Annotated in this window: 15 protein-coding genes and 1 pseudogene; 11 read left to right on the top strand and 5 right to left on the bottom strand. The window is 45.1% G+C overall.

Translation table 11 applies throughout. The features are described 5' to 3' along the window. The first annotated feature begins 170 nt into the window (after positions 1 to 170). The 6 genes from ELR70_RS18065 (at position 171) to ELR70_RS18040 (ending at position 5,632) form a co-directional block, all read left to right on the top strand. Positions 171 to 527 (top strand): hypothetical protein, encoded by a 357-nt coding sequence (locus ELR70_RS18065; RefSeq protein WP_054015733.1) that lies wholly within the window; start codon positions 171 to 173, stop codon positions 525 to 527. A 367-nt stretch (positions 528 to 894) separates the two neighbouring features. Beyond that, complete coding sequence (locus ELR70_RS18060) at positions 895 to 1,164, top strand: HEAT repeat domain-containing protein (protein WP_235577104.1); 270 nt, start codon at positions 895 to 897, stop codon at positions 1,162 to 1,164. 411 nt (positions 1,165 to 1,575) lie between these two features. After that, the gene (locus ELR70_RS18055) at positions 1,576 to 1,950 is read left to right on the top strand and encodes a hypothetical protein (RefSeq protein ID WP_054015735.1); all 375 of its coding nucleotides are present in this window, start codon (positions 1,576 to 1,578) and stop codon (positions 1,948 to 1,950) included. Positions 1,951 to 2,170: 220 nt separating this feature from the next. Next, entirely contained in the window at positions 2,171 to 3,571 is a 1,401-nt protein-coding gene (locus ELR70_RS18050) for a serine hydrolase domain-containing protein (protein WP_054015736.1), read from the top strand. A gap of 414 nt (positions 3,572 to 3,985) precedes the next feature. Continuing rightward, positions 3,986 to 4,777 (top strand): alpha/beta hydrolase, encoded by a 792-nt coding sequence (locus ELR70_RS18045; protein WP_054015737.1) that lies wholly within the window; start codon positions 3,986 to 3,988, stop codon positions 4,775 to 4,777. 531 nt (positions 4,778 to 5,308) lie between these two features. Continuing rightward, positions 5,309 to 5,632, top strand: a complete 324-nt coding sequence (locus ELR70_RS18040) for a hypothetical protein (protein WP_054015739.1) — start codon at positions 5,309 to 5,311, stop codon at positions 5,630 to 5,632. Positions 5,633 to 5,699: 67 nt separating this feature from the next. Here the strand turns inward: ELR70_RS18040 and ELR70_RS18035 are convergent. Further along, positions 5,700 to 6,241 (bottom strand): annotated as a pseudogene (locus ELR70_RS18035) (hypothetical protein). A 343-nt stretch (positions 6,242 to 6,584) separates the two neighbouring features. Here ELR70_RS18035 and ELR70_RS18030 point away from each other — a divergent pair. Then, complete coding sequence (locus tag ELR70_RS18030) at positions 6,585 to 7,109, top strand: hypothetical protein (protein ID WP_054015742.1); 525 nt, start codon at positions 6,585 to 6,587, stop codon at positions 7,107 to 7,109. Between the two features lie 25 nt (positions 7,110 to 7,134). Here ELR70_RS18030 and ELR70_RS18025 read toward each other — a convergent pair whose 3' ends face one another. The 4 genes from ELR70_RS18025 to ELR70_RS18010 are packed head-to-tail and all read right to left on the bottom strand — an operon-like array spanning position 7,135 to position 9,760. Beyond that, positions 7,135 to 8,004, bottom strand: a complete 870-nt coding sequence (locus ELR70_RS18025; protein ID WP_054015743.1) for an aminoglycoside phosphotransferase family protein — start codon at positions 8,002 to 8,004, stop codon at positions 7,135 to 7,137. Between the two features lie 34 nt (positions 8,005 to 8,038). Continuing rightward, the gene (locus ELR70_RS18020; protein WP_054015744.1) at positions 8,039 to 8,596 is read right to left on the bottom strand and encodes a carboxymuconolactone decarboxylase family protein; all 558 of its coding nucleotides are present in this window, start codon (positions 8,594 to 8,596) and stop codon (positions 8,039 to 8,041) included. A gap of 24 nt (positions 8,597 to 8,620) precedes the next feature. Then, entirely contained in the window at positions 8,621 to 9,169 is a 549-nt protein-coding gene (locus ELR70_RS18015) for a redoxin domain-containing protein (protein ID WP_054015745.1), read from the bottom strand. A gap of 9 nt (positions 9,170 to 9,178) precedes the next feature. Beyond that, on the bottom strand, positions 9,179 to 9,760 hold the full coding sequence (locus ELR70_RS18010; RefSeq protein ID WP_054015746.1) for an NAD(P)H-dependent oxidoreductase: 582 nt from the start codon (positions 9,758 to 9,760) through the stop codon (positions 9,179 to 9,181). A gap of 108 nt (positions 9,761 to 9,868) precedes the next feature. On the opposite strand from ELR70_RS18010, the gene ELR70_RS18005 reads away from it, so the two are divergent. From ELR70_RS18005 to ELR70_RS17990, 4 genes are all read left to right on the top strand, one after another. Then, positions 9,869 to 10,228 (top strand): helix-turn-helix domain-containing protein, encoded by a 360-nt coding sequence (locus tag ELR70_RS18005; RefSeq protein ID WP_054015747.1) that lies wholly within the window; start codon positions 9,869 to 9,871, stop codon positions 10,226 to 10,228. Positions 10,229 to 10,559: 331 nt separating this feature from the next. Then, complete coding sequence (locus ELR70_RS18000; protein ID WP_054015748.1) at positions 10,560 to 10,880, top strand: 2Fe-2S iron-sulfur cluster-binding protein; 321 nt, start codon at positions 10,560 to 10,562, stop codon at positions 10,878 to 10,880. Further along, on the top strand, positions 10,873 to 12,261 hold the full coding sequence (locus ELR70_RS17995; protein WP_054015749.1) for an NAD(P)/FAD-dependent oxidoreductase: 1,389 nt from the start codon (positions 10,873 to 10,875) through the stop codon (positions 12,259 to 12,261). Before ELR70_RS18000 ends, ELR70_RS17995 begins: the two co-directional genes overlap by 8 nt. Before the next feature lie 5 nt (positions 12,262 to 12,266). Further along, positions 12,267 to 13,493, top strand: a complete 1,227-nt coding sequence (locus tag ELR70_RS17990; RefSeq protein WP_054015750.1) for an FAD-dependent oxidoreductase — start codon at positions 12,267 to 12,269, stop codon at positions 13,491 to 13,493. Positions 13,494 to 13,674: the final 181 nt, after the last annotated feature.

Here is a 13,674-nt window from a genome sequence, read left to right as displayed (position 1 = left end):
GAACCATCATTGATTCAAAACAAAGTCACTTATCAAAAAGCAACCTCCCTGAGCGCAAACTACACTAGTCGGATACTCTGTGCAGGCGATCAAATTCAACAATTGAATATGCATGCGAATTCTGTGTGAATAAAAAAGCGTGACCTCTCAGTTCAATATTGGAGTTATAGATGAAAAAATACTTAAACGGCATTATATCATGTGCCCTTTTGACAATTACCTTTTCTTCACATGCTGGTAATTCAGGGTGGACAGTTGCGTCAGAAGTTATAAAGGTTGTCAGTGTTGTCAATGGCGGTATAAATGTCCGCCTTTCTCCTGAGTTAAGTGGATGTACTTCTCAAAGCGGATATGGACCTAAATACGCGTCAGTTTATCCCGATCACCCAGCTTTAAACGCTATGCATGCTAATCTGCTGGCAGCTTACATGTCAGGTAAAAAGGTATCTCTTTATCTGACAGACGACACATGTAAAGTGGGTGAAATGGTTATTGGCGGCACTCACAGTGGCCCTCCGGGCTCATAAGTATCAAAATACAGCGTACGTCTATATGCAACGCTTTTAAATATAAAGCCTGTAGGCACAAGCGTTATATCGTAGTGCCGTTCTTACTCATATTAAGAGTCGAAGATAAAATACATAGCAAGCTGCCTAAAAGTTGATGCATTTCCAAGTTGAAATCGCCTGTATCTATCACCTTGATGCTAAATATAAATACTTGGAAGTTAGTAGAGCTTGGCTTTAGAGGGCAATCATGATTGAAAGTGCGGAAGAGTTTGTCAGACTTAGATTGAGTGAGAACCAAGAATAATATACTCGTGCGGCACATGATGAGGCCTCGCTCGAAGTATGGAATAAAGTTATTGAAAACTATCCAGATATGGCCGTTTGGGTGGCACAAAATAAAACAGTGCCCTACGAGCTACTTGAATCGCTTACCGATCATCCTGACAATCGGGGACGCATCATGGTTGCGCGCAAAAATAAGCTCGAAGAGCCGCTTATGCTTAAGCTAGCAGTTGATACGGATGAGGCTGTCCGCATGTCTATCGCACGTCATAAAAAAGCCACACTGAAGGTGCTCACCTTGCTCCTTAACGACATATGGAGTGAAATTTCTAACAAAGCATCGGAGAGAATTCATAATGGTAGCCATAAGTGATAGAGCATAAGTGAAATTTGTCTTATGTAGGGTGGGATATCAAAAGCAAAGCTAAAGCCATGGTGTGCATGGCTATAATATTTACATTGACTATTGTAAGCTCGCTAACTGTGACCTTGTGCGGTGGGACTCTCACCCAGAATCGGCTCGGGTCGGGCTCTTGCTCATTTGCACAAAAGGAATTCAATGGTTTTGCTTCACCTTTTCAGTTTCAAATAGAAGCAACAGCTATCTCCTGGTTGTTAGTTATTTTCATTCTGATTGTATTGGGCTGGTTTGCGTATTATAAACTGTGTGGTAAATGTAGCTCCAAAGATAGGAACCAGTAAATTGATAGGGAATAGCGTGCTTTGTTTATGTTTAAATATTCCAGCTCGCTGGTTTTCAACTTTTCGTTGTATATAAGGGACTATGTTGACTCCTAAAGAAATCTGTAAAATCAAGCTACTTCTCAGTGTTTTAATTATTCCGTCGGTTATTGGCTGGGGTGGGTTGTGCCTCTTAGGGCTCATGGTGTTTGGCCATTCAGCTCTGGAAGATGTGAGGGCCTTATTGATGAGTACATTGGCGCTAATTGGATTGGGGGCTCTAGCGTGTGGTGCGATATCTATCGTGAAATTTCCGAATGTCACTAAAGTGACACTTACGTCTTTTTTTGTTGGCCTAACTGCTTTAACAACAGGTGGTTTCTTTGGCTTTTTTACTGTTCTCTACGCCTTATCTTTTGTTTCCTTAGTTTGGGCTGGGATTATTTTGTTAGGTCAGTACAAAAAACTACGTAGTTGATAAGTAAACCAGTGAGATTTTTTGCTTTTCGATTGATTAGCAAGCCCAAAGGTCATTACTCAATATAAAGGGTCATTACAATTAATTGTCAGCTATGTGAGTGCTTTTTGCCAATTTAGGGTTCTGACGTGCAGGTAACAGCACCTTGCAGTCCTGTTAGAGACAAAGGTAGTTTAGTGCCCGTTTACAGTGTGTGTCAAAGCATCCAGGAGAGTTTAGATTGAACAGAACATTGATTTTGCTTATAAGTGCTTGGTTGTCGTTTGGGACAAGTGCTAAACAAGGTATATCGGTCTCGGAGCAGCAGGAGCGCATAAGTATCAGCAAAAGCATTGAGCAGATAGTCAGTAATTATGTTTCAAATGGTGTTTTTGAAGGGTCGATACTGGTCTCTGATTCAAACAAAAAAATATTTGAAAACACATACGGCTTTGCAAATCTTGCAGATCGTATACCGATTACAAAAAACAGCTCTTTTCAAATTGCCTCGCTGAGTAAACCTATTACAGCAACTATAGTGCTCATACTTAGAGAGCAGGGGAAACTGAAACTGGACGATACTTTAGCTCGCTACTTTCCTGAGTTTAACAATGGGAAAGGCAAGAAAATAACTATACGTCATCTACTTAGTCATACTTCAGGCATACCAAACCACTTCATCATTGATGGATGGTTTAGCAAGGATTTTCACACCTATACTTCGGAACAGGCGTTTATTGAGACCATTGCTAAGTTACCTCTTAATTCTGAGCCAGGCGAAGAGTATCTCTATTCTAACCCTGGGTACTTTTTACTAGGGAAAATCATTGAGAAGGTGACTGGAGAGTCTTTTTCATCAAGTGCAAATAAGGCTGTATTTGAACCTTTAAACATGAGTAACTCTGGAGTTTCACTCGCAGGACAGCAAGATACTAAAATTGTAAAAGCGTACCAATTGAGCGCTGGTGGGGGTTATCAGTTGCTCGCAGAAAAAAACATGAAACTGTTTGGTGCCGGCGCCGCGATTTATAGCAATGCAGAAAATCTTTATCGCTTTGAATCGGCACTATACGGTGAGAAACTCATAAGCAATGAAAGTAAAAAGGACTTATTTAACCCTGACAGGCCTTTTAGCTGGCGTGTTGGAGTTCTGCCTATCGGCCATGAAATTCAACCCAGAGTCCACATGTATGACGGAAAAATTGACGGGTTTAGCTCTATGATGGTGCGTTTTATTGACGAGCAAAAGAGTATAATCTTATTGAGCAATATTGGTACCAGTTACTTTCTCAAAAAGCAGTTGGTAATGGATATTGCTGCTGCCTTGTATAATCAAGACATTCCAAACCGGACACGGGACGTGTCTCTTGCCCTAACAAATGGTGTTCGCACTGGCACTTTTGAGCAAGTATTGAGTGAAATAGAAAATGATAAATATGACTTAGATGAAAGTAGCATGACCTCGATGGCATATGAACTACTTTGGTCTGGCCTGGCGGATAAGTCATTAAAGTTGTTTAGCTTGATTAATCGCAGCTTTAGTAACTCACCAACAGCTGAAAGCAATTTAGTACAAGCTTGTAACCACAGACTAACAAAGAACGTTCACAAAAAATCCGAAGTGTGTAAAATTGCGCTGTAACATGCATTCTCAGGTTGGTATAAAAGCTTGGAAGTTTACATTGGTAATGAACAGAAATATCGATATTGAGGGGGAGCACATCGACGACTATATGCTTGAACATTACGGCTCAATTAACCCAAACCTGAGTGGGGCAAATTTACTTAATCCTACCTGAGAGATCATTATTTGGCGGACTCCTGGCATCAGAATTAGATGCACTTTATCAGGCCAGCGGCGTCTGTTGTCATCCCGGACGCTTGCGAGCCGGGAACCACGCTATATTGTATTGAATCACAAATGGTCCAAGGTAAAAGCCACTCGACAAAGCATAACCTACCGGTTGTGTGCGGTTTGAGGCTAGCGACACAGGTCAAGCATGTATGCTAAAGCGCCATAGTAACAACTAAACTTTTTTACTATCTGGAATAATAAATGAAAATAAATCTTCTCCTGTTACTTACGACTCTAGTGATGATCAGTTCTGCATGTTCAAAAGAGTGGTTCAATATTCCTTACGTGAATCAAAATGAAACCAGTGCTTACTTAATCGAACGTGGTGCGCTTGATATTTATTGTCCAATAGATAAAAAAAACCGGCCCGTTATTATCTGGTTCCACGGTGGGGGCTTAAGATCAGGTGAAAAAGTGCTGCCTCCAAGATTGTTAAATCAAGGTGTGTGTGTTGTTTCACCCAATTATCGTCTTTACCCAAAAGTGAAAGCGCCAAGTTACATTGAAGATGCTGCGAATGCTGTGGCCTGGGTATTCAATAATATTGAAAATTACGGCGGTGATCCGAATAAAATTATTTTATCCGGTCATTCCGCAGGTGGATACCTCGCGCTCATGGTAGGGATGGATATTCAGTGGCTGGCAAAGCATAATATTAATGCAAACAGACTTGCTGAGCTGGTTCCATTTAGCGGCCACACGATAACTCACTTTACAGTGCGGAATGAGCGCGGCATCAAAGGTGAGCAACCCATAATAGATGCGCTCGCACCGCTCTACCACGTGCGCAAAGATGCGCCTCCTATCACATTGATTACCGGTGACAGAGAACTCGAACTGCTTGGTCGCTACGAAGAGAACGCTTACTTTGCACGAATGATGAAAGTAAACGGTCACAAAGCGACTCAAATTCTTGAGCTAGATGGCTATGGGCATAATATGGTAGAACCCGCACTGCCGCTGCTGCTAAATATTGCTAAAAAGTATGACTAGGGCAGCAGCAAGATATCGTTGCAAATTGAACATAGCAACTTTATCAAGTGGCTCCATGCACATCGGATCAGAACTGGTCCAGCTTAAGTGACCGTTTATTAATGCATTAGCTTGCTCGTCAAAAGTTTACTGAAGATGCTAAAACCGAAATTAGATGCCCTGGCAATTTACCGAAAATGTTCATTTTTTGTACCCACAAGGGAACATCACAGTTTTTGGACGACTAGAAGAATTTGACCAGTTATATACTCATTATGGTTTGTTAAATCTTAAATTTAGTCGCTGTTTTTATTTGGGTTTAAAAAATGATAGCGAATTAGGATATCAAGTTTCCCGCTTTCTACGCGCATCCAATTTTCATTATAAAAAAGGCTGGGCTTCAACAGTCTTGCTTGGGCTTGAGTAACGAGTATAATGGTAGCGGATTTTTTTATCGTAATAAGTGCTTTATGAAATTAGCTTAATGCGGTCTTTTTGACTTGCTTGTAACTGCGTTAATGTGAATGTGTTGTTGAATTTAAGGGTGTTATAATGAATCTAAAAAAAGTCTTATCTATTGCTTTACTAAGCTCTTTCCCTCTATCTGGTCTAGCATCTGACTGGGTGACAATTAATGATATGAGTAAACTAAAGTATCAGATAAAAGATAATAAAGTGTGGTTCAGAAACGTTAATGAATTCGATAACAGCTGGATTGGTTGCTGTTATGCTTATTATCTGGATTTGTCAACTGATGAAGGGAAGGCAGCATGGTCAGCGATGTTAACCAATATTGCTATGGGTAGCTCATATAATATTGCCGTAACCGATAAAACAGTCAACGGGTCAAAAGTTACTTTCAGCGGTGAATGGTAAAATTTAATGATAGTCTTTGCTGTCATCCTGGTACAGGGAGAACACCTCATAATAGAGGCCTCCCAAGTTAGTGTATAAAGCGCACGTATTCGCGTATAGCCCAGCGCTTTTTTTGTAGTTGCTCACAGTATTCGGTTATAGCTTTTAGTTTGCCGACTGCACCATGGCAAATTTTGGCAAATTGCGTGGTGAGTTTTAGCCAGTTTTCAGGCTCTGTTCGAAATTTGGCGAGGGTAGGCAGGGTATCGCAGATGTGGCCTAGCTTGTCTGCACCATTGCATCGGTCTGTTAGCTCAACCAGCGGATGCTCGCAAGTCTCTCCCTATATTTCTCGATGATATTTTCAAGCGCAATACGCTCTGACGGATTAAGCTCGTTACCTTCGATGAATTTGTGCGTCAGCCAGTATCCCTTAAATAGCTTATGTCAGCGAATGACGACGGCTTTGTCTGACAATCGATAGGCTTTTTTATCGTTCACATACAGAACGATGTGAGTATGGTTAATCCTCATAGCGCAAGTGCAAATATCAATGCAGAAAGTGGTGGTCAGCAGCAGAAGCTTCTCTTCAAACCATTCACGTCGATGTTCATAGTTTTTGTCTTTCATATGTTATGCTGATTAAACTTCTCAAGAGATGATTTTAGAGGCCTATAAGGATTTTAAGGGAAGATCTATTGCCGAGTTTAAGTGTGTTGAGAATCAGGGTTGTTCAAGTAAGTTTGAAGTGAAGCCTGAATCATTCGAATACTTACTTTTGATATCGGGAAATACTGTGACAGTTACGGTCCAGGTCGATAAATTTTTAAGCAAAATTACTGGTGGTATACTTTATAAAGTAAATGATAGAGTGGTAAGGGTTATTATGCCTGTTTGTGTGTCAAAAGAATGCGAACTGGGTTTATGGTGTAAGTAAGGCCGAGCAAGCACCTGGTCTAAGGAAAATTTATAGATGATTAGATTATTTCTTTTTTCTACCCTGACCACACTCAACTTTCATTCCTTTGCAACTGAGCAAATTGATGACATATTTACGATTGGTTTTAAAGGAAAAACTTATCCTATAGCTGAAAGGCCTCTAAGCCAAAAATTTGATAATGAAACTATTAGATTAATATTGGGGCCCGATTTCTGTACTGCAAGTTGGCGGGGTTACAAAGCTCGTTGGCAACTTCTCGATGGAAAACTCATGCTCAACTCTATGCAAAAAAATCCTTGCGAGAGAAAATTTAACCCCGTGAGTTCAGGAGACTTTTTCGGTACTCAAGAATACCCAATACATGCAGATTGGTTTACAGGCAAGATCACTCTTATGGTAGGTGAGGAAAGTTATCGTTATGAAAATGGCGTTCAAATAGGGTATGACCAAGACGTATTCGTATTTAACTTTCAAAACGGTAAGTTGATATCCAAGGGAATGGAAGAACTCAAGTATAGGTATAAAAAGCGTTTTTTGGAACCTAAAGACGAACACTGAAAAGAAGCGTAATAACAAAAATCGCTCAGTTTAGCACTGCTAAGTATAGCTTGAGCTCCTCCTCAAACCGCGACACTTTCTCCACTGTCAATTTGTTGTGTGTCAGATACAAATAATCATTAAACAGGCGCAGTAAGCTCCAGCAGATCACGCGTTTTTCCAGTAGCGTTCGTTCTGCCGGACACTGAGTGTAAAGCGCAATGGCGCGGGTTTGCAAGGCTGAGTCAACGATGGGGCCGTTGCCGTGCCAGTTGAGCAGGGCCAGATCGAATGCGGGGTCGCCAAAATGTGCGCGCTCCCAGTCAATGGGGATGAGTTGCTGTGCAGGCGTAACAATGAGATTGCCGGGGTGAAAGTCGCCGTGATTGAGCACAAAGGAGCTGAGACTGTCAAAGAGGGACTGGTGTGCCTGCAATATCGGATACAGAGAGTCGTAGAGTTTGGTCAGCTTGGCATGCTCTGCGGTCCGACTATGAAAGTATCGCCAGATAGCGGTGAGGTGTTTTGCCGGGTTCAGGGTGAGGCCAGTTGGTGCACTGACTTTGCCGTGACGCGCATGAGTTATCTGGTGGACTTGTTTAAGCAGGATGATCACCTGTTCGATATCTAATGCCGCCCAGTCAGTCATGCTTGTTCCTTCAATATAAGGCCGTAATAGACTCTGCGGGCCAGTTTCACTTTGATGGAATTCAACCGGTAGCACAAAGCGGGTAGGTGTCAGCAAGGTGGATACGAGGGCCTCCGTTTCCAGCCCCGATTGGTTTCGACCAAGTGAGCGTTTACATACCCAAAGGCTTCCGTCACTTCTTTTCAGCAGAGTGTTGTTATGGGTCAGGCCGCCGCTCAGCGGCCTGTGCTGTGTACTCTTGTCGCGCAGCTCTGGCAATGCATTCACACTGTTGGTTTATTTTGCAAACTAGCGCTGGTGATTAACGTAGATCCGGGTGCGTCCATTGGTAGGGCTGCATGGGCGAGTCCAGCTCGGTTTTGGCCAGGGCATTGGTAAAATTGGAGATAAGCTTTGCGGCCAGACCGGTCAATACTTCCAGCGCTTGCTGCTTATTGTAACCGGCAGCGAGAAAAGCATTCAGTGCGTCGTCGCCAATGTGGCCTTGTTTGGCCAGCAAAGCTTTTACAAAGTCCTGTAGTGCCTGAAGCTTGCTGTCGGGCAGCGATGTGCCTTCGCGCAGTGCGGTGATCAGCGCCTCGGGCATACCGGCCGATTTCATCATCCAGGTGTGCCCCGGTACACAGTAGTGGCAGTTGTTTTGATAATTGGCAGTCATAAAAACCACCTGTTGTTCAACCGCCGACAAGCTGCTGTCTTGCATAAAAGCGTTAAAGGTGTCGTTATACGCTTTGTAGGTTACAGCCGATTCAGCCAGTACTTTGTGTAGATTGGGCAGCATGCCAAAGCTGGCCAGCGATTGTTCCATCAGCGGCTTTGATTCTTCTGGTGCTGTATCGGGCTCATAATAGGTAAACATGGTTTTTCTCCTGTGCAATTCGGCTTAGCGGTGCATACCGCGAATAGGGTAGTGGTTATCCGGGTCGCGGATCCAGGCCAGCCCATTCACAAGAGAAGTCAGGTCCGGACGAACAAACGGGTTGTTCGAGATATCCGTCACCTGAATGTTTCCCTGTTGATTAACTACAAAGAGTCCGGGTTCGGCAAATGGGTGGTCTGTTTCCTGTGCGGAGCGCGGATCAGAGATAAACAGGCCCAGTGTTTTCATTTGTTCAAGGCTCAGGCCATAGCCCAGTTCAAAAGACACTTTGAGCTGTTCACTATGGCTTTGTAGTTGCGCCAGGCTGTCGCCCGAGACTGCAACAATGTCTACTTTGATGTCGGCGAGCTTGTCTTTGAATTGCTCAAGTTCATTGAGATAGCGAGTACACAAAGGACAATGGCGGCCACGGTAAACCAGCACCAGCTGCCAGCGGTCGTCATCATTGGCCTGTGCCAGAGCGCGGGTACTGCCGTCGGCCAGGGTAATCTTAATATCCGGAAATGGGCTTCCGGGGTGAAGCTTTTGAGTGTACTGGTACGCTTGGCTCATGGCTGTTCCTTAAAAGTAGGTATTTAAATGGGTCTCAAAGCGAGCAAGGTCGCGCTCAATGTCTGCGTTTTTCATCACATCAAAACAGCTAAACGTAGGTATAGACTGCATGCCAAAGAACTTAAAGTTCATATGGGTCGGAAATAGCAAGTCATCTACACTTTTGCCTTCAAAAAACTCGTGCTCGTCATTAAACGACTCCGCCGGGGCGTTAAAGGTCACTGACAGCATATAACGTGTGTTAGTGAGCGTTCCGCCACGGCCGTAATTGGCTTTGGGGTTGTCTGCCGAGCGGCCATCGCCATTACACAAAGCGCCGCCCATGCCTGCGGTGTACACCTCGTCCATGTACTTTTTAAATGACCAGGGCAGGCCCATCCAGTTGATGGGGGACTGAAGAAGTACCACGTCCGCCCAGCGATGCAGCTCTAGTTGTTGTTCAATGTCCAGCGGCTCATCCATAGTCACAACCCGGGTCTCAAATCCTTTAGTATTGAGATGAGACACCATTTTGTCTACCAGGGTTGCGTTGAGCTTTCCTTCAGAAAACGGGTAATACTGATGGGCGTTAATGATCAGGGCTTTGTTCATGTTAATTCTCCGGTAGGCTTAATTACTAACCTGGTTTATAATAGTAACCTGTAATATTTATTCAATTAGTTTACTTTTAGTAACCACCCTGAATTTGGAGCGAATACTGTGGAAAGTGTTGTTAAAACAGATAGTAAGGGAAGAAAAAAAGTTTTAAATGCGTGCAAGGAACCTTGTGCTATTGAGAAGGGGATGCGCCTGATAGGTGGAAAGTGGACGGGCTCCATTATCTATCATCTCAAAGATGAGCCGGTACGGTTTAACGATCTGGCCAGAATGCTTGGAGGAGCCAGCAAAAAAATGATCGATCAACGCCTGAAGGAGCTGGAGGCTCAGGGCATGGTGCTGCGTACCGTTGTGAATGAACGACCCGTCGCAGTAACCTATGAGCTGACTGAGTTTGGTCGCTCGGCATTGCATATTCTGGAGCAACTACGCGCCTGGTCTGAGTCTCACCAGGTTGGCTAGTGCTAAAGTACGGGTACACATAACGGCATGTGCTTTAAAAACCGACATGCCCAGATCCAGATCAAGTTTTGTTTATTCAATGTAAATAAATATGGAGTAATTGTTTATTCCGAGTTAATCTTCTCCCGTTCACAGGAGATGAGCTAAATGTGCCTAAAGTAGGGCATAGACGAGCGAAAGGAACCGGAAAAACGGTTACACACTTTTAAGCAGTTAACTTTTAATTATCATTTTAAGTTACCCTCAGCGTCAGTGGCTCTCCGCCTGTCCTGTTTATCAATCGTACTGGTTTTGCGGTTGATGATGTATCACTACACGAGAGAGACAAGCTATGAAATCACTTAAGCGTACCAGAGACATTACGCCTCTGCCTTCGCGCAATTTCAAAATTACCGTCGACGATCAACCTGTTGAAGCCTGTGAAGGCGAGACTGTATTGTCTGTGTTACTCGCGGCAAACTATGCCAGAGTGATGGAAAATGATCGCAAAGTAGCCTCAGGTGCCTATTGTGGCATGGGTGTATGTCATTGTTGTCAGGTAAAAATCAATGCAAAGCACAAACAGCGGGCCTGTCAGACATTAGTAGAGCCGCGCATGTCGGTCGAAACCCTGACGAATCGTTTCAAGGAAGAGGGGATCAAACATGACTAGTCAGACACATGACCAGGTTGTGATCGTGGGAGGCGGCCCGGCTGGTACCGCTGCGGCGGCAGAATTAGCACGTCATGGTTTAAAGTCAGTGATCATCGATGAGGCCCCAAAACTGGGAGGGGTGATCTATCGTGGCCCGTTGCGCCAGACCGATTCATTGCCACACCTGGATGATAATTTAAAGCGCGCCATGACGGCACTGCAAACTCGGTATCAGGCGCACAGTGACTCTATCGAAGTTAAAACACAAACACGGGTACTGGGTCCGGAAGGCAGTAATCAGCTGTTGCTGAGCGATAACTCAGGCCTGAGCCGTCAGCCTTATGGGCACCTGATCCTGGCAACGGGCTGCCACGAGCGCAGTGTACCGTTTCCCGGCTGGCAATTACCGGGTGTTATGCTGCTTGGTGGTGTCCAGCTGCAACTAAAAAGTGGTCTGGTCAGGCCGGGGCAGCGCATGGCGCTGGTGGGTACCGGGCCTTTATTACCTCTGGTTGCCTGTCAGCTGCATAAAGCGGGTGTTGATGTAGTGGGTGTCTATGAAGCCAGCCCGTTTGCCAAACTGGCAAAAGAAGCCGTTGCGCTACTTAATAAACCTAAGCTAACGCTCTCAGGCATGAGCATGATGAGTTACCTCAAAAAGCACAAGATTCCTTTCAAATATGGCTGGGGTATCGTCAGCGCTCAGGGTAATGAGCAGCTTAAGAGCATTCAGGTTGCGCCTTATGACAGCCAGTGGCGTCCTCAACGTGACCTGGCAGTTAACGTAGAAGTGGATGCAATTGGGGTTGGCTACGGCTTTGTAGCACGCACACAACTCGCCATGTTACTGGGTCTCGAGCATAACTACACTAAAGTCAGTGGTTATGTGCCTGCGCTTGATGAATGGCATCAGAGCCAGAATCATGCTGCGTTTGTGGTGGGTGACAGTAATGGTCTGCTGGGCGCCGATGCGGCTATCTGTGAGGGGCAGCTGGCAGCGCTGCGTCTTGCCTGGCAATGCGGAAAAATTACGGAGTCTCAGTTGTTTAGTCGTGCAACTAAAGTAAAGAATAAGCTCGCCCGGATCAAAAAGTTCCGCTTTGGCTTTGATCGCTTCTCGGACAGGCAGCCAGGCTTATTGTCGCTGGCAGCGCCTGAAACTGTGGTGTGTCGTTGTGAACAGGTTCGCCGTGAGCAGCTGGACGAAGCCATTGCGCAGGGTGTGAAAGACATCACCAGCCTGAAGATGCGCACCCGGATCGGCATGGGGGATTGTCAGGGGAAAACCTGCAGCTCATATGCGCTGGATTACCTGCACGAGGCAGGTCTGACGGAAAACATCGGTGTGATCAAACCCCGTTTTCCTCTTGATCCTATCCCTTTTACTTTAATGGAATGAACACAATGAAAAAATATGATGTTGTCATCGCCGGTGGCGGCGCAGTAGGTGCAGCGTGCGCATACTTTTTGAGTCGCGATACAGATTTAAAAATCGCGCTAATTGATTTAAAGAAACCAGGCAATGCCTCACGGGCTTCTGCCGGTGGTTTGTGGGCTATCGGCGAATCAGTCGGTTTGGGCTGTGGTGTGATCTTTTTTAAGACCTTGTCCAAGTTGCACAGCGAAGCTCAGGGTAAAGAAGTGCCCGTGATGCGCCCGCACCAGTTACCAGACTGCTTTTTTGAATTTGCCCTGACCTCTAACAATATGTATCCGGCTTTACATCAGGAAATGCTTGAAAAGCATGGTGTGGACTTTAAATTTGAGCGCACGGGTCTGAAATTCATTATGTATAACGAAGAAGACAGGTTATACGCTGAGCAGATCACTGAGGGGATCCCACATCTGGCCGATCAGGTGCGCTGGCTGGATGCCGAAGAGCTCAAAAAGGAAGAACCCTATGTGACGGGCGATGCCATTGGTGCCATTGACTTTATTTGTGATCACCAGGTGAACCCGTATCGTTTGGTTGATGCCTACCTGGAAGGGGCACGTCAGAATGGAGTGTCTTTGTATCTGAACACCGAAGTAACCTCAGTGATCCGCAACGGCAATGTAGTGGAAGGGGTGAAAACCAGTGATCAAGCGTTCTTTTGCGATACGCTGATCAATGCTTCCGGCGCATGGGCAAATGAACTGTATCAGCAAGCAACAGGACGCACTATGCCGGTTTATCCGGTGAAAGGGCAAATTGTGCTCTCAGAGCGGATGCCAAAGATCATGAATGGCTGTATCAGTACCAGCGATTGTTACATAGCACAAAAGGACAACGGCGAGATCCTGATTGGCTCATCCACCGAAGAAAAGGGCTTTGATACCACTAACAGTCTGGACAAGATCCAGGAGTTGTCACAGGGCGCGATGAAATGCCTGCCAATTCTCAAAGAGTCGAGCATAAAGCGTTGCTGGGCTGGTTTGCGACCAGGCACGCCGGACGAGTTGCCAATCCTGGGCCCGGTTGAGGGAATTGAAGGATACCTGAATGCCTGTGGGCACTTCCGCACCGGAATTCTTACATCAGCCATTACGGGTCAGTTGATGACTGAACTGATAACTGGCAAAACCCCTTCGCTGGATCTGACTCCGTTCAGCGTCGCGCGCTTTGACGAGGCTGAGCAAAAAGCCGGTTAAACCTGATTACGGGAAGAAACTCGAGGAGCAGGGAGGCTCCCGATTTTAACCTTAACTGTGTCGATATTCTTAATAAAAAACCAAGTACTGAACGGCTGAAAAACTTCATAGCTTATGTCTTAACAGCTGGCCACATTCGTGGTACAGTCCACGCGTATAGTTGTTATAATATATCATAATG

Source organism: Pseudoalteromonas sp. R3, from assembly GCF_004014715.1.
Taxonomy (GTDB): Bacteria; Pseudomonadota; Gammaproteobacteria; order Enterobacterales; family Alteromonadaceae; genus Pseudoalteromonas.
This window is presented reverse-complemented; position numbering and strand designations above follow the sequence as displayed.

Excerpts from the sequence above, each read along its gene's own strand:
- ELR70_RS18065 (WP_054015733.1), top strand. The coding sequence starts at position 171 with ATGAAAAAATACTTAAACGGCATTATATCATGTGCCCTTTTGACAATT.
- ELR70_RS18055 (WP_054015735.1), top strand. The coding sequence starts at position 1,576 with ATGTTGACTCCTAAAGAAATCTGTAAAATCAAGCTACTTCTCAGTGTT.
- ELR70_RS18045 (WP_054015737.1), top strand. The coding sequence starts at position 3,986 with ATGAAAATAAATCTTCTCCTGTTACTTACGACTCTAGTGATGATCAGT.
- ELR70_RS18040 (WP_054015739.1), top strand. The coding sequence starts at position 5,309 with ATGAATCTAAAAAAAGTCTTATCTATTGCTTTACTAAGCTCTTTCCCT.
- ELR70_RS18030 (WP_054015742.1), top strand. The coding sequence starts at position 6,585 with ATGATTAGATTATTTCTTTTTTCTACCCTGACCACACTCAACTTTCAT.
- ELR70_RS18020 (WP_054015744.1), bottom strand. The coding sequence starts at position 8,596 with ATGTTTACCTATTATGAGCCCGATACAGCACCAGAAGAATCAAAGCCG.
- ELR70_RS18015 (WP_054015745.1), bottom strand. The coding sequence starts at position 9,169 with ATGAGCCAAGCGTACCAGTACACTCAAAAGCTTCACCCCGGAAGCCCA.
- ELR70_RS18010 (WP_054015746.1), bottom strand. The coding sequence starts at position 9,760 with ATGAACAAAGCCCTGATCATTAACGCCCATCAGTATTACCCGTTTTCT.
- ELR70_RS18000 (WP_054015748.1), top strand. The coding sequence starts at position 10,560 with ATGAAATCACTTAAGCGTACCAGAGACATTACGCCTCTGCCTTCGCGC.
- ELR70_RS17995 (WP_054015749.1), top strand. The coding sequence starts at position 10,873 with ATGACTAGTCAGACACATGACCAGGTTGTGATCGTGGGAGGCGGCCCG.
- ELR70_RS17990 (WP_054015750.1), top strand. The coding sequence starts at position 12,267 with ATGAAAAAATATGATGTTGTCATCGCCGGTGGCGGCGCAGTAGGTGCA.